At 41.7% G+C, this 24,023-nt stretch carries 21 protein-coding genes; 10 read left to right on the plus strand and 11 right to left on the minus strand.

The genetic code is table 11. The features are described from left to right. Window positions 1-2 precede the first annotated feature (2 nt). The 7 genes from SKA34_RS21815 to SKA34_RS21850 all read left to right on the plus strand — a co-directional run bounded on the left by SKA34_RS21815 (window position 3) and on the right by SKA34_RS21850 (window position 8,266). On the plus strand, window positions 3-1,136 hold the full coding sequence (locus tag SKA34_RS21815; protein ID WP_006647581.1) for a TniQ family protein: 1,134 nt from the start codon (window positions 3-5) through the stop codon (window positions 1,134-1,136). Window positions 1,137-1,203: 67 nt separating this feature from the next. Continuing rightward, window positions 1,204-2,381, plus strand: a protein-coding gene (locus tag SKA34_RS21825) for an IS3 family transposase (protein WP_086004105.1) whose coding sequence is annotated in 2 segments (ribosomal slippage) — window positions 1,204-1,462 and window positions 1,462-2,381 — 1,179 coding nt in all. Because the reading frame shifts where the segments join, the coding sequence is not laid out codon by codon here. Then, on the plus strand, window positions 2,371-3,726 hold the full coding sequence (locus tag SKA34_RS21830; protein ID WP_369750696.1) for a type IIL restriction-modification enzyme MmeI: 1,356 nt from the start codon (window positions 2,371-2,373) through the stop codon (window positions 3,724-3,726). The genes SKA34_RS21825 and SKA34_RS21830 overlap by 11 nt, the downstream gene beginning before the upstream one ends. After that, on the plus strand, window positions 3,719-5,647 hold the full coding sequence (locus SKA34_RS21835; protein WP_006647583.1) for a DEAD/DEAH box helicase: 1,929 nt from the start codon (window positions 3,719-3,721) through the stop codon (window positions 5,645-5,647). Before SKA34_RS21830 ends, SKA34_RS21835 begins: the two co-directional genes overlap by 8 nt. Then, window positions 5,647-6,921 (plus strand): GIY-YIG nuclease family protein, encoded by a 1,275-nt coding sequence (locus SKA34_RS21840; protein WP_006647584.1) that lies wholly within the window; start codon window positions 5,647-5,649, stop codon window positions 6,919-6,921. Before SKA34_RS21835 ends, SKA34_RS21840 begins: the two co-directional genes overlap by 1 nt. A 406-nt stretch (window positions 6,922-7,327) precedes the next feature. After that, the gene (locus SKA34_RS21845; RefSeq protein WP_006647585.1) at window positions 7,328-7,705 is read left to right on the plus strand and encodes a helix-turn-helix transcriptional regulator; all 378 of its coding nucleotides are present in this window, start codon (window positions 7,328-7,330) and stop codon (window positions 7,703-7,705) included. Between the two features lie 168 nt (window positions 7,706-7,873). Continuing rightward, window positions 7,874-8,266: a helix-turn-helix transcriptional regulator gene (locus SKA34_RS21850; RefSeq protein ID WP_006647586.1), complete on the plus strand. Its 393-nt coding sequence runs from the start codon at window positions 7,874-7,876 to the stop codon at window positions 8,264-8,266. Between the two features lie 59 nt (window positions 8,267-8,325). Here the strand turns inward: SKA34_RS21850 and ilvA are convergent, their stop codons facing one another. The 5 genes from ilvA to ilvG form a co-directional block, all read right to left on the minus strand. Further along, window positions 8,326-9,879 (minus strand): threonine ammonia-lyase, biosynthetic, encoded by a 1,554-nt coding sequence (gene ilvA, locus SKA34_RS21855; protein WP_006647587.1) that lies wholly within the window; start codon window positions 9,877-9,879, stop codon window positions 8,326-8,328. A 5-nt stretch (window positions 9,880-9,884) separates the two neighbouring features. Then, a complete protein-coding gene (gene ilvD / locus SKA34_RS21860) occupies window positions 9,885-11,726 on the minus strand; it encodes a dihydroxy-acid dehydratase (RefSeq protein ID WP_006647588.1) in 1,842 nt (613 codons plus the stop codon). A gap of 81 nt (window positions 11,727-11,807) precedes the next feature. Continuing rightward, window positions 11,808-12,740, minus strand: a complete 933-nt coding sequence (gene ilvE, locus SKA34_RS21865; protein WP_006647589.1) for a branched-chain-amino-acid transaminase — start codon at window positions 12,738-12,740, stop codon at window positions 11,808-11,810. 20 nt (window positions 12,741-12,760) lie between these two features. Beyond that, window positions 12,761-13,009, minus strand: a complete 249-nt coding sequence (ilvM, locus tag SKA34_RS21870) for an acetolactate synthase 2 small subunit (protein WP_005372349.1) — start codon at window positions 13,007-13,009, stop codon at window positions 12,761-12,763. Next, complete coding sequence (gene ilvG / locus SKA34_RS21875; RefSeq protein WP_006647590.1) at window positions 13,009-14,655, minus strand: acetolactate synthase 2 catalytic subunit; 1,647 nt, start codon at window positions 14,653-14,655, stop codon at window positions 13,009-13,011. The genes ilvM and ilvG overlap by 1 nt, the downstream gene beginning before the upstream one ends. A gap of 391 nt (window positions 14,656-15,046) precedes the next feature. Here ilvG and SKA34_RS21880 point away from each other — a divergent pair, with 391 nt between their 5' ends. Then, complete coding sequence (locus SKA34_RS21880) at window positions 15,047-16,573, plus strand: YifB family Mg chelatase-like AAA ATPase (protein ID WP_006647591.1); 1,527 nt, start codon at window positions 15,047-15,049, stop codon at window positions 16,571-16,573. A gap of 65 nt (window positions 16,574-16,638) precedes the next feature. On the opposite strand, the gene SKA34_RS21885 is transcribed toward SKA34_RS21880, so the two are convergent. From SKA34_RS21885 to SKA34_RS21900, 4 genes are all read right to left on the minus strand, one after another. Next, window positions 16,639-17,241 (minus strand): thiol:disulfide interchange protein DsbA/DsbL, encoded by a 603-nt coding sequence (locus tag SKA34_RS21885; protein WP_006647592.1) that lies wholly within the window; start codon window positions 17,239-17,241, stop codon window positions 16,639-16,641. A 74-nt stretch (window positions 17,242-17,315) separates the two neighbouring features. Continuing rightward, entirely contained in the window at window positions 17,316-18,302 is a 987-nt protein-coding gene (locus SKA34_RS21890; RefSeq protein ID WP_006647593.1) for a serine/threonine protein kinase, read from the minus strand. Between the two features lie 296 nt (window positions 18,303-18,598). Next, entirely contained in the window at window positions 18,599-18,865 is a 267-nt protein-coding gene (locus tag SKA34_RS21895) for a YihD family protein (RefSeq protein ID WP_006647594.1), read from the minus strand. 174 nt (window positions 18,866-19,039) lie between these two features. Continuing rightward, on the minus strand, window positions 19,040-19,240 hold the full coding sequence (locus SKA34_RS21900; RefSeq protein ID WP_006647595.1) for a hypothetical protein: 201 nt from the start codon (window positions 19,238-19,240) through the stop codon (window positions 19,040-19,042). A gap of 348 nt (window positions 19,241-19,588) precedes the next feature. Here SKA34_RS21900 and SKA34_RS21905 point away from each other — a divergent pair, with 348 nt between their 5' ends. Together SKA34_RS21905 and SKA34_RS21910 are read left to right on the plus strand one after the other, a co-directional pair. Continuing rightward, window positions 19,589-20,269, plus strand: coding sequence for a FadR/GntR family transcriptional regulator (locus SKA34_RS21905; protein ID WP_006647596.1), 681 nt, complete (start codon window positions 19,589-19,591; stop codon window positions 20,267-20,269). Window positions 20,270-20,443: 174 nt separating this feature from the next. Continuing rightward, entirely contained in the window at window positions 20,444-21,103 is a 660-nt protein-coding gene (locus tag SKA34_RS21910) for a hemolysin III family protein (RefSeq protein WP_006647597.1), read from the plus strand. A gap of 63 nt (window positions 21,104-21,166) precedes the next feature. Here the strand turns inward: SKA34_RS21910 and SKA34_RS21915 are convergent, their stop codons facing one another. Beyond that, entirely contained in the window at window positions 21,167-22,612 is a 1,446-nt protein-coding gene (locus SKA34_RS21915; RefSeq protein WP_006647598.1) for a TrkH family potassium uptake protein, read from the minus strand. Between the two features lie 6 nt (window positions 22,613-22,618). Further along, window positions 22,619-23,995, minus strand: coding sequence for a Trk system potassium transporter TrkA (gene trkA, locus SKA34_RS21920; RefSeq protein WP_005372370.1), 1,377 nt, complete (start codon window positions 23,993-23,995; stop codon window positions 22,619-22,621). Window positions 23,996-24,023 lie beyond the last annotated feature (28 nt).

Here is a 24,023-nt window from a genome sequence, read left to right on the forward strand (position 1 = left end):
TATTGCACTGCTTCCCTGTCCCTTATCCAGATGAATTAATCTATAGCTTGGTGGCTAGAGCTGGAATTCGCAGTGCGATTACAAGTTCTAAACAGCTACTAGATGAAGTGTATGGTGACAGAAAAGTGATTGCGACAATTGACCTGCCTAGTCATTTGTCTTCGATATCAGAGCAGCTAGTTAACACGGGACGATTTGACGTCCAACAGCTTATTTATGAACATACAATGTTCCCGATTTACGCTCCTTTTGTTGATGAAAGCATTAGGATTAGAGCGATGGAGCGAATGGAATATTGTGCTAAGGGCTCTGTTCATCTAATGCTAGGAGCCCCAGCCTCTATTGTAAAAACGTCGGATAACTTTTGTGTTTGCCCAGCTTGTGTCGCGGAACAAAAGCAAAAATATGGGGAAAGTTATTGGTCTAGATTGTGGTTTTTGCCATCTTTACCTTACTGCCCTAAGCATGGACTTCTTAGTCAATCGAGAACCTCTTACCATGATAGTAGGCACACGTACCATGCATGTGGCCAAATACAATGTCAGCCCTTTCTAAGTAATACCACGGATAAAGCGGAGCAGCAGGTTGCTTATTTGGCCAACAAAGCTAAAGAGGTAATGTGCTTACCAGCCCAAGACTCTCCGACTCAGCGTCAATGGAGTCTTTTCTACAATCATCTGGCGCATGACTTTGGCTGTGGAAAAGGCACTAAACAGATTGCACACGATAAGATAGCTGACTTAGTTGTAAGTAAAATCGTTACCCCTGAGTTAACTATCAATTCTGATAGAGATACTAACTGGCTTCGAACGATATTTCGCCGCCATCGTAAAGCTTTTAGCTATCTACAGCACTTAACGGTTTGGTCTGCTTTTATTCCTGAAATGTCGGCTAGTGAAATCATTAAAGAAGTTAAATCAAAAGATAAAGTGACGATATCCTTCTCTAAGGACAATGCTCACCTTATGCCAAATTCAAATGAGAAAAAACGTAAGCAGTGGCGTTACTTAATAGACAAGACTCCGATTAAGAAAGCACGCAAACTTCAGGGCGGTGGTGCACTGTATGCTTGGCTGTACCGAAATGATAGAGATTGGCTATTAGATTTCAATCGAGTCCATCAATCCCAATTGTAGTGGCATAGTGAATTTGGTCACTTAGTTAGAGGTGATATCATCACTTCATACGTTAACAGGTGACACTATGACAAATCGTACAAGACGACTATTCAGCGCAGAATTCAAGCTCGAGGCTTCACAGTTAGTGATTGATCAAAATTACTCAGTGGCAGAAGCCGCCCAAGCCATGAATGTGGGTAAATCCACGATGGATAAATGGGTTCGTCAGCTTAAACAAGAACGACAAGGCAAAACGCCAAAAGCTTCGCCTATGACCCCTGAGCAAATAGAAATTCGGGAATTAAAAAAGAAGTTAGCTCGTCTTGAAGAGCATAATGAAATATTAAAAAAAGCCACGGCTCTGTTGATGTCGGACTCACTGAACAATTCTTGATGATCAAGAAACTCAAGCAGAGCTATAGCGTAAAAACATTATGCGAAGTCTTCAATGTTCATCGAAGTAGTTATAACTATTGGCTAAAGCGTCCAACAGCGATTAGGGCGGAAACAGTCAAACTTCGCAGCTTAGTTAGTGAGGCCCACGCAGCAAGCAACGCCTCTGCGGGAGCGAGGACTATTGCAGATATAGTCACAAATCAGGGTTTAAAACTGAGCCGATACCGAGCAACAAAACTCATGAGAGAGCTTGGTTTAGTCAGTTGCCAACAGCCAAAGCATCGATACAGAAAGGCTTCTCAAGAACATGTTGAGGTTCCAAATCACTTGGGCCGACAGTTTGCTGTTACCGCCCCAAATGAAGTTTGGGTTGGTGATGTTACGTATATTTGGACAGGAAATCGCTGGATGTATTTAGCCGTTGTTATTGATCTTTTTGCCCGCAAAGTGATTGGTTGGTCGATGTCTTTATCACCTGATTCCAGTCTGACAGGCAAAGCTCTTTCAATGGCTTATGAGTCGCGTGGTAAGCCGAAAGGCGTCATGTTCCACAGCGATCAAGGTAGCCACTATACAAGTCGAAAGTACCGTCAATTACTGTGGCGTTTTAAGATAAAACAGAGTTTATCTCGCCGAGGAAATTGCTGGGATAATGCACCAATGGAGCGTTTCTTTAGAAGCTTAAAGACCGAATGGGTGCCAACAGTGGGTTATCGTAGTTTTGCTGAAGCTCAACAAGAGATCATCCGCTACATTATCGGGTATTACTGTCAACTCAGGCCGCATCAATATAATGGCGGCCTAACTCCCAACGAATCAGAACGATTATATTGGGAAAACTCTAAAACCGTGGCCAATTTTAGTTGACCACTACAACGATAATGCAGTTACATGTGATTGGAATAAGATATGTAACCCTAAATCAGGTGAAACATACTTAATTGGAAACCCACCATATCTAGGCTCTAAAGTACAAAATAAAGAGCAAAAAGGTGAAGTTGTAGACTTATTTACTTTTGATAAAAAATGCAAAACTTATGACTATATTCTTTGTTGGTTTTACAAAGCAGGAATATTCATTCAGAAAAATAATGGAAAGTATTCTTTTGTTTCGACTAATTCAATTACGCAGGGTGAGCAAGTTAGTTTTTGGAAAAATTTATATCAAAAAGGACTAGAGATTAATTTCGCACACACCACATTTTTATGGAAAAACAATGCAAAATCTAATGCTGCTGTAATGTGTGTGATTATAGGAGTTAGGAATATAAGTGCACAAGCTAAGTACCTATATAGCAATAATATTCGCACTAAAGTTAATAATATTAATTCTTATCTCATAGATGCGGCAGAATCGAACCTAGAGAGAAGACCTTCTCCAATATCTAATATACCTTTGATGTTGTTTGGGAGTATTGCATACGATGGTGGTCATTTATTTCTTGACGATGATGAGAGACAACAACTAATCGGTAGTTACCCAGATGTATTAAATTATATTAGACCTGCAATTGGAGCTGTTGAAATGCTTCGAGGATTAAAAAGGTGGTGTATTTGGGTCGAAGATGATGAATATAAAAAGGCATCTCAAATACCTCCTTTACTTGAAAGGTTTAAACAGGTTAGTAACTTCAGAATTTCTAGTAAAACAAAATCGACGCAGGACTTTGCTGATCGCCCCTATCGATTTAAACAAAACACATATAAAAGTGGCGCTGAGAATATAATTATAATACCGAGAGTTTCTTCAGAAAGGCGAGAATATATACCTGTAGGTATATTTTCAGGTGAAACAATTACTGTGGATGCTCAAGTTGTATATGACGCATCTTTATTCTTATTTGGTCTCCTATCTTCTAGAATTCACGTAGCTTGGGTAAAACTAACATCAGGAAGAATGAAAAGCGATATTAGGTACTCATCCGCAGTGTCATATAATAACTTTCCTATTCCTGAGTATACAGAAGAAGAATATCAGGCTATTGAAAGCGCAGCTCTAAGTATTCTTGAAGCTAGAGAGCTTTATCCAAATTTAACACTTAGTAAGTTATATGACCCGTTAAAAATGCCAATAGAGTTAAGAACAGCTCATGAAAATCTAGATAAATCAGTTGAATCCTTATATGAAACAAAACCACTGCTTGATGAGCAGCAGCTTTTGAAAACTTTGTTCTCAACTTATAACAAAATGACAGGAGGCAACGATGCGTAATTTAATGGAATTCCAATATGCTCAAAGTGGCGCTAGTTCCAATACTAATGATATGGGTATGCGTGCTATGCAATCTCGAGCGTATGAAGGGAGAAGCAGTCAATATCTGCTATTAAAAGCCCCCCCTGCTTCAGGTAAGTCTCGTGCATTAATGTTTTTAGCACTAGACAAGTTGCACAATCAAAGTATTAAAAAAGCGATTGTTGCTGTGCCAGAGCGTTCTATCGGTGGCTCATTTGATACGACTGAATTAAGTAAATATGGTTTCTTCTGTGATTGGGAAGTCGATAACGATAACAACCTTTGTACGCCTGGTGGTGAAACCAGCAAAACTAAAGCCTTTAAACGCTTTATGGCAGGTAACGATAAAGTGCTTATTTGTACGCACGCTACGCTGCGTTTTGCCTTTCAAGAAATAGAAGATACTGCTTTTAATGATTGCTTAATCGCGATTGATGAGTTCCACCACGTTTCGGCTGATGGTGAAAATGTATTAGGTGATGTTTTACGTTCAATAATGGCAAACAGTAATGCACATATTGTTGCAATGACAGGCTCATACTTCCGTGGTTATAGCGTTCCTGTTTTAACGCCTGAGCTTGAAGCACAATTTGATAAAATCTCATTTAATTATTACGAGCAGCTTAACGGTTACAATTACTTGAAGTCACTCGGTATCGGTTATCACTTCTATCAAGGTAGATACACTGACGTTATTCATGAGGTGCTTAATTCCGAAGAAAACTACGGAAAAAAAACCATTATTCATATCCCTAATGTTAACTCAGGTGAATCAACCAAAGAAAAATACGATGAAGTTGATGCCATTTTGGAAGTATTAGGTGAAGCAGGTAAACGTGACCCTGACACTGGTGTTATTCCTGTAACACGACCTGATGGTACAGTAATTAAGGTAGCTGATTTGGTTGAAGAAAATGACCGTGATGTTATTCAAAACTATCTACGTAACATTAAAAATGTAGATGATATGGACGTGATCATCGCATTAGGTATGGCAAAAGAAGGCTTTGACTGGGAGTACTGCGAACATGCATTGACTGTGGGTTACAGAAGTTCGCTGACAGAAATCATTCAGATTATTGGTCGCTGTACTCGTGATAGTTCAAACAAAACACATGCGCAATTCACTAACCTCATCGCCCAACCTGATGCGGAAAATGATCAAGTAACGATTGCCGTGAATAACATGCTTAAAGCAATTACTTGTTCATTGCTAATGGAGCAAGTATTGGCACCAAACTTTAAGTTTAAAGCCAAAAAAGACGATGATTTTGAGCCAACACCACCGGGGACGATGAAAATTGGCGGCTTTAAAGAGCCAAGTACTAAGCGTACTAAAGACATTATTGAATCAGATTTAGCTGATTTAAAAGCGGCTATATTGCAAGATGACAAGGTGATTGCTGCATCAGCGGGTAAAGTTGATCCAGAAGTAGTTAATAAAATACTTATCCCTAAGATAATCCAACGCAAATATCCTGATTTAACTGAAGCAGAAGTTGAAGAAGTTCGTCAGCAAGTAGTTGTTGATTCAGCGGTAAGTACAGCGGAAGTAAGTGAACAAGGCGGGAAAAAGTTTGTTCGCTTAGCCGATAAGTTTATCAATATTGATGAACTGAGTATCGATTTAATTGACGAGATTAACCCGTTCCAAAAAGCATTTGAGATACTGTCGAAATCAGTAACAACTGACGTACTCAAGCTTATTCAAGAGTCGATTGAAACGACACGTATTCAAATGGACTTTGATGAAGCTAAATTGCTATGGCCTAAAGTTAAACAGTTTGTTCATGAGCAAGGCCGAGAACCTGACTTAAATGCCTCTGATTTTACCGAAAAGCGTTTGGCTGAGTGCTTAATTTACATCAAACAAGAAAAGCGCAAAAGGATGCAAGCGTAATGAAAAATGAAGAATGGCAAAAATTAAAGTCGATGGAGATGGATGACTGGTTAAGCTTCATTAATGATGATGACGAATTAGGGCTTACTGCGGTTAAAGTAAAGTCAAAAGCGCCAACGGCAGATGAGCACTTGGTTGCTAAGTTTCAGGAGATAAATGACTTCTATAAAGCGAATGGTCGGTTGCCTGAAAACAATATGGCGAACATTAGTGAACTAATGCTATTTAAACGTTTAGATTCAATAAGAAGTAATGACACCCAGTGCCAGGCGTTGGTTGATTTTGATGAATTCAATTTGTTGCCATTAACGCATGAAGTGGCAGAACCAGCGGCAGAATATAAAGCAGAACCGAAACCAGAACCAAAGCCTGTGGTAAAAGAAATTAACTCAGTTGAAGACATATTCGCTGATGATGACTTTGGTTTACTGGGTGATTCTGACGATAGTATTTTTAACATCAAGCACGTAAAAACCGACAAACGAGCTGAAAGCGATTTTGTGGCAAGGCGTAAGGCGTGTAAAGATTTTGCTAAATATAAAGACCTTTTTCCTGTTGTTCAGCAAGAGCTAAATAGTGGTCAGCGTAAAATTATTGAGTTTGATGATAAAGGTGAAAAACTTCAAGCAGGTGAATATTATGTGTTAAGTGGGGTGCTGATGTACCTTGAACATATAGATATCACTAGTGAAGCAAAAACTGTGGATGGAAAGCGTTTCAGAAAGGATGGGAGAACTCGGTGTATTTTTGAGAATGGTACAGAGTCGAACATGCTTTATCGCTCTATTGCTAAGTCACTATATGCTGATGGAAAAATGGTTTCACCAAAAGGCGAACACTTCTCTGATATTAAAAATGTTGGTGAAGATGATGAGTCGGCAGGCTTTATTTATATATTATCAAGCCAAAGCGAAGATCCTCGAATTAATTCAATTTCTAACTTATACAAAATTGGCTACGCAACTACACCTGTTGCCAAACGTATCGCCAATGCAGCAAATGAACCAACTTACTTAATGGCCCCCGTGAATGTTGTTGCTGAATATGAGTGTTACAACATGAATACACAGAAGTTTGAAAACCTAATTCATACTGTATTTAAAGATGTTTGCATTGATGTGGAAATAGCCGATTTACAGGGCACTATGTGCAAACCGAGAGAGTGGTTCAGCGTACCGTTAGGGCAGATTAATACAGCTATTGAGCTTATTGTTAATGGGCAGATTGTAAACTATCGATATAATTCAACATCACAACAGTTAGAATTGAGATGAGGTCGATAAGTAAGGAACCATAGTCGTAGTTATAAAAGTTTCGATCTTTGCTGTTACAAAATCGATGTATATAACAGTGAGACTGCATTAGTTTCAAACTTTACTGTTACCTTACTCTCTATAGCGTTACGTAACAACAAGCCCTATACGCGAGAAAAGTTTCAAACTTTAATGCCTACCGACACAACTTGCGTCTTTTTTATCGGCATTCTTGATAAGGTTTACTGTGTTGCGAAATAAAAAAATGCCTGATTATCCATACGATGTGCGATTCAAATTAAGAATAAAAGTCTGCTTTGATTTTATCTTATTGAATATTAAGGATTAAAAAAAATGAAAAATTGGCTCATCATCTGCACTGCAACAAATAGTGAAGCGTTCTTCACTATCTGATTGGAGAAGGTGTATGACAGAGCCAAAGACAAAGATTGCCGCTAGGATCAAGGATGCTCGTGAATGGAAAGGATTAACCCAAGTACATATGGCCCAGCAGTTGAAAGTTGCTCGCCAAACGTATCTTGATCTTGAAACCGGAAAAACAGAGCCTAAAGTACGATTATTGTCTGAGATCTCGGAGATCACTGAGCGGCCACTAACTTGGTTTGTTTATGGTGATGAAGGAATAGAAATTTTAGAAAGTGAGTACAAGGAAGAAATTGATCGCTTATTGCAATTTTTTAGTCGCTTGCCACATTCTGCTCGTCACGTTATTTTGCAGCAATGCATCAACTTAGCGAGTTTCATGGCGGAATACACCCGTGCCTTAACACATAAAAATAAGTAGCCGAATCACGATAATCTTTAGTGCCTACTTAGTTGTTCATTTTGGTATTTTTACTGTCTAGCTTTGGTTACAGTGAATATGACGCATCACAAATTTGTATTACTACCCATAGACATCTATTTTTGCGAAGAATAGTTTAAGCAAAGTTTTGTGTTTAGTGCGGTTTAAATGTCGATGATGAGTGAACATAGTGTTGAGCGTGAGATTAATAACGCAATGACAGAAATAGCGCATATTGCACAAAAGATTCGAGAAGCGAGAGAATGGAAAGGGATCACTCAAGTAAGTATGGCTAAGCAGCTAGGTGTTGCTCGTCAAACTTACCTTGATTTGGAGTCGGGGAAAACAGAGCCTAGAGTATTAATGCTAATGAACATAGCGAAGATAACAGGGCGTTCTCTGCATTGGTTTATTTCAGACGACAATACACCCGAATATGGTGATATCAATCGATTATCGGTAATGTATGCGCAGGTACCTTCTCCTTTACGCCAAAAAATGATTGAACAAAATATTAATTTGATTTCCAGTTGCCTTGAATATGTTTCGGACAGCCATTAATCATATTGATTGTTATAAAAAAGCAGCGATTACGCTGCTTTTTTTGTTATGGGCGATCATTACTGAGCAAGAAAAAACTTATAGGCTGGATTTTCTGTTTCGTCTTTCCATTGATAACCAAGTTCGCGTAAGTGGCTTGTAAATGACAGTAAATCTTTGTCTTCAAGTTCAAAGCCACATAAGACACGACCATAATCTGCCCCATGATTACGATAATTAAATAAGCTAATATTCCAATGACAACCAAGGGTGTTTAAAAAGCGAATAAGTGCACCTGGGTATTCAGGAAACTCAAAGCTATATAAACGTTCTTTAAGCGGTTTTGATGGTCTACCACCAATCATATAACGAACATGGACTTTCGCCATTTCGTCATCAGATAAATCGACCACCGGATATCCGCCTTTTCGCAGATCTTTTATGATGCCATCAAGCTCTTCTTGGCCTTGAATTAAACGCACACCAACAAAAACATTGGCCAGAGCATCATCGTTATATCGGTAGTTAAACTCGGTTACTGCTCGACCACCAATCAAATGGCAGAAATCAAGAAAAGCACCTGGGCGTTCAGGGATCGTAACGGCTAATAACCCTTCACGTTTTTCACCTAACTCGCAACGCTCTGAGACATAGCGTAGACCATGAAAATTCAAGTTTGCGCCTGATAAAATAGCGGCAAGTTGCTGATCGCGGATTTGGTGCTGCTCGACGTATTTTTTTAGTCCTGCCAGAGAAAGTGCCCCTGAAGGCTCAGCAATCGCCCGCGTATCTTCAAAAATATCTTTTACAGCCGAGCAAATTTCATCACTGCTGACCGTGATAACATCATCAAGGTATTGCTGACATAAACGGAAAGTCTCGCTGCCTATTTGCTTAACTGCAACTCCATCGGCAAACATACCTACTTGATCTAACGAGACTGGTTTACCCGCATCAAGGGCTGCTTTTAAGCAGGCAGAATCTTCAGCTTCAACACCAACTACCTTAATTTCAGGTAATAATTGCTTTAGTAATACCGCAACACCTGCGGCTAAACCACCACCGCCAACGGGCACAAAAACACAATCCAAATGGCCGTTTTGTTGTACTAATTCAATACCGATAGTCCCTTGTCCTGCGATCACCGAAGGGTGATCGAAAGGAGGAATAAAAGTATAGCCATGTTGTTGCGCTAATTGTTCAGCGTAGCCTTTTGCTTCATCAAAGTTATTGCCATGCAGTACTACAATCCCGCCAAAACTACGTACCGCATCAACCTTAATATCCGGTGTGGTACGTGGCATGACAATCGTGGCTTTAACACCGAGTTTTTGGCTTGATAAGGCAAGACCTTGCGCATGATTACCAGCAGAGGCTGCTATCACCCCAGCAGCTTTCTGAGGCTCAGTCAGTTGCGACATCATGTTGTAAGCGCCGCGTAACTTAAATGAGTGAACGGGTTGGCGGTCTTCCCGTTTTAGTTGGATCTGATTTGCTATCCTTGCACTCAGACGGTCCATATTTTGTAATGGGGTGACTTGCGCCACCTCATAAACGGGTGCTCGAAGGATATTGCGAAGATAGTCAGCTCCGCTAAGTAGCTTTTCATCCGTGGCCTGTTTCACTTCGCTCATGGTGATTATCCTTCTAGTTTTGACTTATCGCGTACTGCGCCTTTATCTGCACTGGTCGCTAGATTGGCATAGGCTTTTAGGGCAAAAGAAACCTGACGTTCACGATCAACTGGCTTCCAACCGCGTTGGTTCGTTGCTTCACGACGTGCAGCAAGTGTTGTCTCATCAACATTCAGTTCAATACTACGGTTTGGAATATCAATCGCGATAATATCGCCATTTTCGATAAGACCAATCGTGCCACCGTTTGCCGCTTCAGGCGAAACATGACCAATAGATAGGCCACTAGTACCGCCAGAGAATCGACCGTCAGTGATCAACGCACATTCTTTACCGAGGCCCATAGATTTAAGGTAAGTGGTTGGATACAACATTTCTTGCATCCCAGGGCCACCTTTTGGTCCTTCATAACGAATAACCACGACATCGCCCGCTTTTACTTTGCCAGCAAGAATTGCTTCAACTGCGGTATCTTGGCTTTCAAACACGACAGCCGGTCCTGTAAAGGTTAAGCAACTTTCATCAACACCTGCGGTTTTAACAATACAACCATCGAGTGCCATATTGCCAGACAGTACAGCTAGACCACCATCTTGACTAAAGGCAAACTCTTTCTTACGAATACAACCATTTTCTCGATCATCATCAAGGGTGTCCCAACGACAATTTTGTGAAAATGCTTGCGTGGTACGAATACCTGCAGGACCTGCGCGGAAGAACGTTTTGATGTCTTCTGAGTCTGTTAAGGTGATGTCGTAGTGGCGGAAACTTTCAGCAAAGGTTTCACCTAAAATATTGTGGCAATCGTTGTGGAAAAGGCCTGCACGATCCAGTTCACCTAAAATACTGTAAACGCCACCCGCTCGGTGAACATCTTCCATATGATATTTCGGTGTTGACGGCGCAACTTTACATAGGTGAGGAACAATACGAGACATGCGATCAATATCGGTCATGGTGAAATCAATTTCACCTTCTTGCGCTGCGGCTAAAAGGTGTAAAACGGTATTGGTTGATCCCCCCATCGCAATATCTAATGCCATCGCATTTTCAAAGGCTTTTTTATTGGCAATGTTACGAGGCAGTGCAGATTCATCATCTTGCTCATAGTAGCGTTTCGTCAATGCCACAATGCGTTTACCCGCATTAATAAATAGTTGCTCGCGATCTGCGTGCGTCGCTAGCATTGAACCATTACCTGGCTGACTTAAACCTAATGCTTCGGTTAAACAGTTCATTGAGTTTGCTGTGAACATACCAGAGCACGAACCACAGGTAGGGCACGCTGAACGTTCGATCTGCTCGCTTTGCTCATCTGACACTTTAGGATCGGCACCTTGGATCATCGCATCGACTAAATCGAGTTTGATCACTTGCTCTGAAAGCTTGGTTTTACCCGCTTCCATTGGTCCGCCAGAAACAAAAATAACCGGAATATTTAGGCGAAGTGATGCCATCAACATTCCAGGGGTGATTTTGTCGCAGTTTGAGATACATACCATCGCATCGGCACAGTGGGCGTTCACCATGTACTCAACAGAATCTGAAATGAGCTCACGTGACGGTAGTGAATACAACATCCCACCGTGACCCATCGCGATACCATCATCAACGGCAATAGTATTAAACTCTTTGGCAATACCGCCCGCTTCTTCGATTTGCTTAGCGACTAATTGACCGAGGTCTTTTAAGTGTACGTGACCGGGAACAAATTGGGTAAACGAGTTCACAACGGCAATAATCGGCTTACCGAAATCTTCATCTTTAACGCCAGTTGCGCGCCATAAGGCACGAGCGCCAGCCATATTTCGGCCATGGGTAGTGGTTGCTGAACGGTATTTAGGCATAACAGAAAATCCTTTTTAGAGCACTGTCGCTAATGCATTAGCGACAGTTTTGGTATGTGTCGGTTTGATTGTGAAGGGCAATTACTTTTGTGGATAAACGAAATCTAACCAGCCCCATTTATCTTCTGTTTCACCATTGAACAGACCGAAGTAAGCGGCTTGTAGCTCTTTGGTGATAGGACCTCGCTTGCCTTCACCAACGGTAATTTGATCAACGCTACGCACTGGCACAATCTCAGCAGCGGTACCTGTCATGAAGATCTCATCGGCAAGGTAAAGCGCCTCACGGGCAATGTTTTCTTCACGTACTTCGTAACCCCGTTCTTTGGCTAGGATCATGATAGTGTCACGGGTGATGCCTGGTAAAATTGCGCTAGTCGTTGGTGGCGTTGAAAGAACGCCGTTACGAATAACAAAGATATTTTCGCCAGCACCTTCAGATAGATAACCATCCACACTTAATGCGATCCCTTCTGCGTAACCATGGCGACGTGCTTCGCTACCAACCAGTAGTGATGATAGGTAGTTACCGCCTGCTTTTGCAGCTGTTGGAATGGTATTTGGCGCTGCACGGTTCCAACTAGAGATCATTGCATCGACACCGTTTTCTAGCGCTTCTTCACCTAAGTAAGAACCCCAAGGGAAAGCAGCAACAATCAAATCCATTTTTGTATCAACGGGAGGGCAAACGCCTAGGCCAACATTACCTACATAACCCAATGGACGAATGTAAGCAGAATCGAGTTTATTTACTCGGATCGTTTCACGGCAAATTTCCATTAGCTCATCGCAGCTGTATGGGATCGGGAAGCGATAAATTTTTGCCGAATTTTTTAGTCGTACCATGTGTTCTTCATGACGAAAAACGGCTGGGCCTTTTGGCGTGTTGTAGCAACGGATCCCTTCAAATACTGAGGTGCCATAGTGCATTGCGTGAGTTAAAACGTGAACATTAGCATCAGCCCAAGGCACTATCTCACCGTTAAACCAAATGTAATCTGCTGTATTTGCCATGTTGAATTCCTTTCTAAAATTTAATCCAGTAACTGTAGGGGGGAAGTCTCTACACTGATGATGTCCCACAGTTTTTCAATTTGGTTGATAAGCGTCGATATAGGACGAGTACTATCTACGATAATTTCGATTCTGGCTATCTTGCTATGATGATTTTGTGTTGCATCGACTTTTTTTATGATGAAGCCACGATGGCGGATCACACGTAAAATTCGCTCAAGTAATACAGGCTTATCATTAGCGGTAATGTTGAGTAAATATCTCTCCATTAGGTGTTCTCCAGCATATCTTGGTTTGCAGCACCCGGTGGAACCAGTGGCCATACATTTTGTTCTTCATCAATCAATACATGCAACAAGTAAGCGGTTTTACTGGCGAGCATTTCTTCTAGTGCAGGAGCCACTTCTTCTTTACGAGTAATGGTTTTTCCTGGGATATCAAACGCCTTAGCTAACATCACAAAATCAGGATTATCATCTAGGATGGTTTCACTGTGGCGACCATCAAAAAACAGCGACTGCCATTGGCGTACCATACCTAAGCGTTGGTTATTGATAAGTACCATTTTGACAGGAATACTACGGCGCTTTAAAGTTCCCAATTCTTGTACATTCATCATAAACGAGCCATCACCAGAGATCAGAATAGATTGATCATCAGGACGGGCAACACTGGCTCCCATTGCTGCAGGTAAACCAAAGCCCATCGTGCCAAGGCCTGCTGATGTAATGTAGTTTTGTGGCTCACGAGGTTGAATATGCTGTGCGGCCCACATTTGGTGCTGACCAACATCGGTCGATACCATGCTGCTATCTGGCATCATATCTGACAATTGCTTAAGCAGTAATGGTGCGTAAATCAGATCGCCTGGATGGTCATAGCGCCATTTGCCAATTTTACGAATATGTTCGCTGTGAGTGAGCCAACGGCTGATATCTTGGCTAAGCTCTAACTGAGGCAAAATAGTATTAATATCGCCACGTAATGGCGCATCAGCATGACGTAATTTACTAAATTCAGCTGCATCAATATCAATATGAATCACTTTCGCGTGTGGCGCAAAGGTATCCAATTTTCCGGTTACGCGATCATCAAAACGGGCACCAACCACAATTAATAAATCCGCTTCTTGTACCACTAAGTTGGCCGCTTTTGTACCGTGCATACCTAGCATACCAAGATAATGTGGGTCATGGCGCTCGATAGAGCCTAATCCTTTTAAGGTACTGACCGAAGGCATCGGATTAAGGCTTAAAAACTGACGTAAGGTATCGGTTGCATTGGCAATTTGTACCCCACCACCGACATACATTACTGGACGATGACTTTTATCTAATAATTCTTGAGCTGCAGTGATTACTTCACTATTAACCGTTGGAACTGCTGGTGGCTTAATAGGAGGTAGTAATTCGGTTGGCGCTTGTGCAAGCTGCACATCTTTGGCTATATCAACAATAACAGGGCCTGGACGACCGGCTTTAGCGACCACAAATGCTTCAGCAAGGGTTGGCGCAAGATCATTGACATCTGTTACCAGGTAGCTGTGTTTGGTACATGATAAAGACATCCCAATCACATCCATTTCTTGGAAGGCATCGGTTCCAATATGGGTGCTGGCAACTTGTCCAGTAATCGCAACCAAGGGGACTGAATCCATAAAGGCGTCAGCAAGTCCTGTGACGAGATTCGTGGCACCAGGACCTGATGTTGCCATACAGACAGCTACATCTTGGGTGGATCGAGCCATACCAATAGCAGCCATTGCTGCTCCTTGTTCGTGACGGCAGAGGATATGTTCTACTCCACCATCATATAAAGCGTCATAAATTGGCATGATGGCACCGCCAGGGTAACCAAATATGGTTTTGATACCCTGCTGATGCAGCGCTTTTACGACTAATTCTGCCCCTGTCATCGCAGCTCCTTGCTTACTTTGCGAGATCTATTTGAGATGATTACGATTACTCAAATCCATTTGTTGAAAAAAGCCCCCGAACTTCTCAGTGCGGGGGCTTTTTATTTGCGTCTCTTGCGCTACTTTGCGCCAGCAAATCCCCGCTGCGGTGACATAATCACCACAATGACATTAATAATGAGTACGAGAGATGTTGTTAAGCGCATGTATATTTGTCCAACTTTTGTTGTCTAGTTGTTGCTATATGTTAGTGGTAACACAGACGTCTATCGCATGACAAGCAAAAACTGTGGTTTTTTTAGCAAACGAGCTGCATTTACAGGCATCTTATGAAACTAAAAATAAATAATTCATTAACGAATGTTTTCGTATCTCAGTGAGGTGATGGTTCATGACGCTTGCGATTGTTCATAGTCGAGCTTGTGTGGGTGTACATGCCCCACCAGTGACAGTAGAAGTCCACTTAAGTAACGGGTTGCCAAGTTTTACATTAGTTGGGTTACCTGAAACTACTGTAAAAGAGGCTAAAGATCGGGTTCGAAGTGCAATTATTAATGCGAATTTTGAGTTCCCATCACGACGTATCACTGTCAACTTGGCTCCTGCTGATTTACCTAAAGAAGGAGGGCGGTTTGATTTACCTATTGCGTTAGGTATTTTGGCTGCATCAGGCCAGATCCCTATAGATAAATTAGCAGAGCATGAGTTTATCGGTGAATTAGCATTATCGGGAGAGTTACGACAAGTAAAGGGAGCCCTTCCTGCTGCTTTAGCAGCGTTAAAGGCGAAACGTTGCTTTGTGGTGCCTGATAGTAATAGCGATCAAGTGGCTCTCGTCGGTAAAGAAGTTCATAAATCAGCCTCCAGTCTATTAGCTGTCTGTGGCTATTTATGTGGCCAACAACAATTGGCATTAAATTTTAGTGAGCAGCCGCAAGAAACAGCGGTTCCTTTAGATCGAGATATGCAAGATATTATCGGTCAGCAACAAGGTAAACGTGCGTTAGAAATTGCCGCAGCTGGCGGCCACAATGTCTTGTTCCTTGGGCCTCCGGGAACGGGTAAAACCATGCTTGCATCAAGGTTGTGCGACTTATTACCGCCGATGAACCATGAAGAAGCGTTAGAAACAGCGGCCGTTACCTCACTCACACCACAATCGTTACACCAAGGAAACTGGTTAAAAAGACCTTTTCGCACGCCACACCATTCGAGCTCTATGGCGGCATTAGTGGGTGGAGGTTCAGTACCTAAACCGGGAGAAATATCTTTGGCACACAATGGGTTATTATTTCTTGATGAGATGCCTGAATTTGAACGTAAAGTTTTAGACTCTTTGCGCGAACCATTAGAGTCTGGCCATATTGTGATTTCTCGTGCGACCAGTAAAACAACGTTTCCAGCCCGCTTTCAATTGATTTGTGCGCTGAATCCAAGTCCTTCTGGATATTATGATGGCAATCAAACACGTACCAACCCACAGGCGATATTACGTTATTTAAGCCGGCTGAGTGGCCCATTACTTGATAGGTTTGATATGTCGATTGAGATCCCTGCTCTACCCCGAGGCACGTTAGCCAAGGGTGGAGATCGAGGTGATTCAACAGTAACGATTAAAGCGCGGGTTGATCATGCTCGTCATCAAATGTTGACTCGAAGTGGTAAGGTGAATGCCCTGTTATCGACGCGAGAGCTTGAACAGTATTGCCCTCTACAACAAGCTGATGCAGCATTTTTAGAAAATGCGCTTCATCAGTTAGGTTTATCGGTACGGGCTTACCATCGGATAATTAAAGTAGCGCGTACGATAGCTGATTTGGCGGGAGAGCCTGATATTTCTCGAGGGCACTTAGCGGAAGCGTTAGGTTATCGCTCAATGGATAGGCTGCTTAAGCAGATTAATAGCCAAGTTATATAACAAAAAGTGTCGGTTATTTGGATAATAAAAAAGGGCATCACTGCCCTTTTTTATTTTAGATGAGATTACTTTTTCAGTAAGTAGTTTACTAACTCAAAGTATTCGTCTGCCGATTTGATTTTACCTGTTTGCACAAGGTACTTGTTGTTAACCACAACAGCTGGCACACCTGTTAGGCCTGCATCTTCAAAGGACTTATCAAAACGACTTACCATTGAATTTACCGCAAAGCTATTAAATGCGCCGTCAAATTCTGCGGCTGGCACCCCTTCATCGATGAAGGTTTGACGCACTTCTTCTTCATTACGTGGTGGCTTGTTCATGGTGTGGATACGGTTAAAGAACACCGGTACCATTTGATCTTGAACACCTAGTACTACAGAGGTAGCGAAGGCTTTACTCATCACTTTACCCATAGAGCCACCCATGAATGAAACATGCATTTTTTGTAGTTTTGCATTTTCAGGTAGCTTTGTTTTTAGCTGTTTGATCATAGGCTCAAACTGGTAGCAATGCGGGCAGTATAAAGAGAAGTACTCAGTCACAATGGGGGTTTCAGATTTTGGTAGATCGAGAACTTTGTAGTAATCACCTTCAGTAAATTTTGCAGCGTGCACTGAAAATGATAGTAACGCTGCACTAGCTAGCGTGAGTAACTTCTTGAACATTAATATAACTCCCTGATTATCCTTATCACGGTTATAAATATAACCTGAATTTTTATGTTAATACGTTTTTGTGTTTACCACTGTGGCATGAGTTGTAATGGTGCATCATGCAGTGAGGCAATTTGTTCTTTAAATGCAAGCACTTGCCCTTCCCAATATTTTGCATCAGCAAACCATGGGAATGCACGGGGAAATGCAGGATCTTCCCAGCGTTTTGCTAGCCATGCCATATAATGCACCATTCTAAGACCGCGTAAAGGCTCGATTAGTTGCAATTGACGTTGATCAAAATCTGCAAATTCACCATAAGCTTCAAGTAAAGTATCCAGTTGGGCTAATTGATCGGCACGCTCACCGTTTAATAGCATCCATAAATCTTGGACGGCAGGACCATTACGGGCATCATCAAGATCGACAAACATCGGGCCATCACGCCATAAAATATTACCTGGGTGACAGTCGCCATGAAGACGAATCGCTTGCCAATTAGTTGACCAATGCTGTTCGAGGTTTTTAATCAGTAGATCAAGATCGGCAAAAAAGACGTTCTTAAGGTGATCGGGAATAAACTGACTGTGCTCTAATAATTTTCGAGGCTGATAGACGTATTCATCTAGCCCCATGGTTGGACGATGTTGAAAAGGCTGGCGTTGTCCCACTAGATGAATACGACCTAAATAACGACCGACCCATTCTAATTGGTCAAAATTATCGACTTCAAATTGCCGACCGCCGACACTTGGGAATAAAGCAAAACGATGACCATTAAAGGTATGTAGTGTTTTCCCATTGATGTTTAGAGGTGCGGCAACAGGAATTTCATTGTCAGCCAATTCTTGTGTGAATTGGTGCTCTTCTTCAATTTGCTCATCACGCCAACGTTCTGAGCGATAGAATTTGGTGACATAGCGAGCCCCATCTTCCGCTTTAAACTGATAGACCCGATTTTCATAACTATTGAGAGCCAGTAATCCTGACTCTGCTCGAACATTAATGCTATCTAAGGCATCAAGCAGCAAATCAGGCGTGAGAGTTGAAAAACAAAAGTCGTTTTTTTCCATGGAACAGCCTTAAAGACGGAAATTAAGGCAGCAGTTTACCTTAATCTTGAGATAACAAGAATTAAGGGGCTGATTTATCCCCCTAAGCTAACATGTGTTGTCATTAGTTTAGCGAAGGCTACTAATAAATCGACTTTTGGCGCTGAGTGTTAATTATTAATATTTATCAGTTCTGTTAATAACATAATTGTAATGTAAGGCGGTGGTTAGGCCTAAAATCAGAGCTGAAAGTGGTCGTTTGGACACAAAAAAGCCAGTGAATATTCACTGGCTTTAAACGTTAAATTATAGCGAGATTATTTAATAATACCGCGAGCGCGTAAGATTGCGGTTTTGAAGTCATCTTCACAGTCTTTTGCAAGTCCTGGGATCATCTCGTCTTTGCCACTATTACGCATCTTCAAGTGATAAATCAGTACATCATCAGTGAGTGATTCTAATGGGCCGTTATACTTTGCTTCTTCAGCCAGTTTTAATAAAAACTCCACTAAATTTAGATCAGGATCTTTTTGCCATTCAGGGTGAAGCAGTTCGATGAGCTCATTGACGCGATGCGTTTTCATAGTGACTCCGTAGTTGAGGCTGAGTGATCGTTGCTACGATCAAATTGTCATATTTCTAATAGGGATAAATTATAACAAAGCACACGGGGTTACAATCTGTTGTATGGGGCTGTAATGACAAAACAAAGTAAAAAAAGCAGCTGAAGCTGCTTTATCCCAATCGTTTTATTATCATTACGCGATATTTTGGTTGGCAATTGATTGCAGTATTTGGGTGTCTAACTCATCATGCTTTAATTTTATATCGTTATTCGTTAATGAAATCTCAACAACAGCTTTTTGTTTCGTTTTAAAATATGGAGCATGAGCCGTTGCACGAAGGCGTGAAGGGCTACGAGGGGTACTTACATACCTGACGGGAGATGCTGGTCGCATAAATCACCTGTTGTCAGGCTCGTCCATGGCCGGAAGTTATCAAGCTGATCGCTGAAGGGAAAATTCCCTACTGGGTTTACCCCATCCATCAGTATATCGCTTGGTTGTTAATCAGTTTGCGCTGAGAATAACAATAGCAATTTTAAAAGTCGAGTAAAAAGTAGCCGCTAAAATGCTAAGATTGAAGCATTAAGATGGGGATGATTCAGCATGCTGCAAAAAAAGGGCTGTAAGAGCGCTTTAGCTTGGTGTATTTAGATCCGTTTATGTTGTAATACGATGTTTGTGTTATACAGCACATATCTTATGGAATAACTACATTATAAAAGAAGCCTTTGGAGAGGATGTATGGAGCAAGAGCAGCAACGCATTGTTGCCAACCGAAATTTATCTTATCGATTAGCTGAGTCTATTGGCCGTCGTATTTTGGCGGGAGAAACAGCGCCAGGTGATATTTTACCGGGTGAAGTCGAATTAGGTGACATGTATGGTGTAAGCCGTACAGCTGTTCGTGAGGCAATCAAAATGTTGGCTGCCAAAGGAATGGTGTTGCCTCGGCCACGTATTGGTACACGTGTGATGCCGAAAAAGAATTGGAACTATCTTGATCAAGATTTACTGGCTTGGTTAGATTTTGATGCCGATTCTGAATTATTAGAGGAATATCAACAAGCGCGTTTAATGTTAGAGCCAGAAGCGGCAGCATTAGCTGCTATTCATGCAACAGATGAAGAGCGTAAAGAGCTACAAGAGCTGTTGGCTGAAATGCATGAAATGGGCGATAACTTCGATCAAGAACGTTGGGTTGAAGTCGATACTCGTTTCCATCAACTGATTTATTTTTCCTCAGGAAATCATTTTATTAGTCCGTTTGGTAACTTGTTTAAAGCGGTATTTGAAAACTACTTCCGAGTTGTTACGCGTGAACGTATTTTAAAACTTGATGCTCACCAACAGATCGTTGATGGCATTGTTGCTCGCGATCCAGATGCTGCTCGACAAGCCACCTTGTCACTACTGCAAAAATAATAATTAGCGGGGTATCGTTTATCTATCACGAGCGCTCCGTTTTTATTACACATATTTTTATCTCATCATTATAAATATTACGATTCCTGACTTGCTTATTTTCAGCTTACAAGTGTAAGCTGAGTGGTGTGGTTATAGTAGTATAATGTCATGTTAGCGTGAGGTAGTTGAGTGATGAGTAAATCAGTGGCAACTGAACAAGGGTACTCAGTCGCAGAAGAAGTTGCGAACAGTATAAGCCATGGGATCGGGCTGGTATTTGGCTTGTTTGGGTTATATTTACTACTTGAGAAAGCATTCTATGTTAATGCTGATACGTTAAGTATTATCAGCTATACCGTGTATTCGGTGAGTATGATATTGCTTTATTTAGCTTCTACTCTCTACCATTCTATTTCATCCCCCAAAGCGAAACGCGCGTTAAAAACTTTCGATCATTGCGCTATTTATCTTCTTATTGCTGGTACTTATACGCCTTTTTTATTGATTTCTTTGCGTACGCCATTAGCTATTGGTTTGATGAGCGTGATTTGGGGACTTGCGATAATCGGTATTATTGCCAAAATTGCATTTGTTTATCGATTTGAGAAATTATCACTGATCACTTATTTAACCATGGGTTGGTTATCGTTAATTATGATTTATCAATTAGCACTTATTTTATCGACTGGTGGTTTAGTGTTTCTTGCTTTAGGCGGTGTGATCTATTCACTTGGGGTGATTTTCTACGTTAATAAACGTATTCCGTATAACCATGCAATTTGGCATTTATTTGTATTAGGTGGCTCTATTTGCCACTTTTGTGCGATTTATTTCTATGTAAAACCTGTGTAGAGCATCGCGATGTAATGGATAAAAAAGGGAGCGCAATACGCTCCCTTTTTGTTTCTAGTGTTATTAGTCTCGCCAAAATGCAGGTGAAAAAACCACTAACACCGTCAAAATTTCTAAACGTCCCATCAACATACCTAAGCTTAAGGTCCACTTTGATAAATCAGGCAAACTCGCGAAGTTACCTGTTGGACCGATAATGCTCCCCATCCCCGGCCCTACGTTAGCAACAGCGGTGACAGCACCTGTAATGCTGGTGATGGGATCAAGCCCTTGCAGACCTAATATCGCAGCAATGAAGATAATGGTCATGATAAAGGTCAATACCAATGCAACAACCGAGCGCACAATATCGTCAGTGACAGGTCTGTCATTATAGCGTTGGACAAATAGCGCCGATGGGTGGATAGATTGCATAATTTGCTTACGTAGTAAGGCAAAGGCAATCTGGAATCGAAAGATTTTTATTCCGCCACTGGTAGACCCTGAGCAAGCTCCTACTAATAAAGTGAAGGCGAAAATAATACTAGGCAACGGTCCCCATGAGGTGAAATCGCCCAAGCCAAACCCTGTGGTTGTCACAACAGAAATGATGTTGAAAAATGATAATCGCAGCGAATCCATCAACGAATAATCTTTATTGAAGAACAAGCATGCCGCCACAATTAAACTGGCAACGGTCACAAACAAGGCATAGCCTTTTACTTGGGCGTCACCAAATAAGGTTTTTGGATGGCGTTTTTTCAAGGCTTGTACAAACAGTAAAAATGGCAAACCACCTGAAAACATAAAGAAAGTAGCAACCCACTGTGCACTGTGCGAGAAGTGATTCATTGAACCATCAGAGGTGGAGTAACCGCCGGTCGAAATCGTAGTGAAAGCATGGTTAATGGCATCAAATGTATTCATCCCTGCAAACATAAACGAGATAATGCAAAGCAAGGTTAACGTGAGATAAACATTAACGATATTCTTTGCAACATTCTTGGTTCTTGGCGAGCTTTTATCTGACCAATCTGATGATTCAGTTTGGAATAAACGCATACCACCGACGTTCAGCATCGGGAGGATCGCTACTGCCATCACAATGAAGCCAACCCCACCTAGCCATTGCAGTGTTGATCGCCACAGCAAAATACTGGGAGCCATATCATCTAAACCACTTAAGACGGTAGAGCCTGTTGTTGTGATCCCTGACATGGTTTCAAAGTAAGCATCGGTAAAACTAATGTGATTAATAAATACAAAAGGTAAGGCCGCAAAAGCACTGGCGACAGTCCAAACTAAGGTGGTGATCAAGAACATGTCTCGCACGCTAAGTTTAAACTCTGGGGTTTTACCTAAAGTTAAAAATAAAAAGGCAACAGAATGGGTGATCAATACCGCGGTGGCGAAATCAATAAATCCTTCTGTACCAGTAAAAAAGGCGACTAATGTCGGCACGTACATGAATAGGGCTAGCTTAGACAGCACTAACCCTAGTACAAACAATATGGGACGATAATTAACCATGATCAGTTACAAGAAGAAAGGACTAGGTTGGAAGAGACGTTCAACATCAGGGATGTACTTCTTATCAACAAGGAACATCACCACGTGATCGTTTTGCTCGATGACGGTACGGTCATGGGCGATTAACACTTCTTCACCACGGACAACTGCACCAATTGTGGTACCTGGTGGTAATTTAATATCGCTGATTGCACGACCAACGACTTTAGAGGTACTGGAATCACCATGAGCAATCGCTTCAATGGCTTCTGCAGCGCCACGACGTAGTGATGATACATTAACTATATCGGCTTTTCGCACGTGCGTTAATAATGCTGAAATTGTCGCTTGTTGCGGTGAAATTGCGATATCAATTGTTCCGCCTTGCACCAAATCAACGTAAGCGCCGCGCTGGATAAGCACCATCACTTTCTTTGCTCCCATGCGCTTAGCAAGCATGGCTGACATGATGTTGGCTTCATCATCGTTAGTAACCGCAATAAAGACATCGATCTGCTCGATATGCTCTTCACTGAGCAACTCTTGATCTGAGGCATCACCACAAAATACGATGGTATTTTGTAGCATTTCAGACAAGTTCTCAGCACGCTCTTGATTACGTTCAATCAGTTTGATGCTGTAGCTTTGCTCTAAACGACGAGCTAAACCAGCACCCACGTTACCACCACCAACAATCATCAAACGCTTATAAGGTTTCTCTAGGCGCTGAAGTTCACTCATTACTGAACGAATATGGTTACTTGCGGCGACAAAGAAGACTTCATCATCAGCTTCAATTATCGTTGTACCTTGTGGACGAATCGGTTTACCTTGACGGAAAATCGCCGCTACGCGGGTATCGATATGTGGCATGTGTTCACGTAATGCAGATAAGGCATTACCAACTAGCGGACCGCCATAGTAAGCTTTTACCGCAACAAGGCCGACTTTCTCTTCTGCAAAGCTAACAACCTGTAATGCGCCTGGGTATTCAATCAATTTTTCAATGTAATCGGTCACCAATTCTTCTGGGGCGATTAAGTGATCAACAGGAACAGCATCAGATTGAAACAGTTGTTCTTTCTCTCGTAAATATTCAGGCGAACGAATACGAGCGACACGGTTAGGTGTATTGAAAAGAGAGAATGCAATTTGACATGCGATCATGTTAGTTTCATCGGAGTTCGTGACAGATACCAACATATCAGCATCTTGTGCCCCTGCTTCTCGTAACGTACGAGGGTGACTGGCAAAGCCTTGTACAACCCGAAGGTCGTATTTGTCTTGCAGCTCACGAAGACGCTCGGGATCCTTATCAACGATAGTGATATCGTTATTCTCACCAACCAAGTTTTCAGCAAGGGTGCCGCCAACTTGTCCGGCACCGAGAATAATAATTTTCATAGTCTATGCCTGATGTAAATGCCTATAG

The organism is Photobacterium sp. SKA34 (assembly GCF_000153325.1).
In the GTDB taxonomy this organism is placed as follows: Bacteria; Pseudomonadota; Gammaproteobacteria; order Enterobacterales; family Vibrionaceae; genus Photobacterium.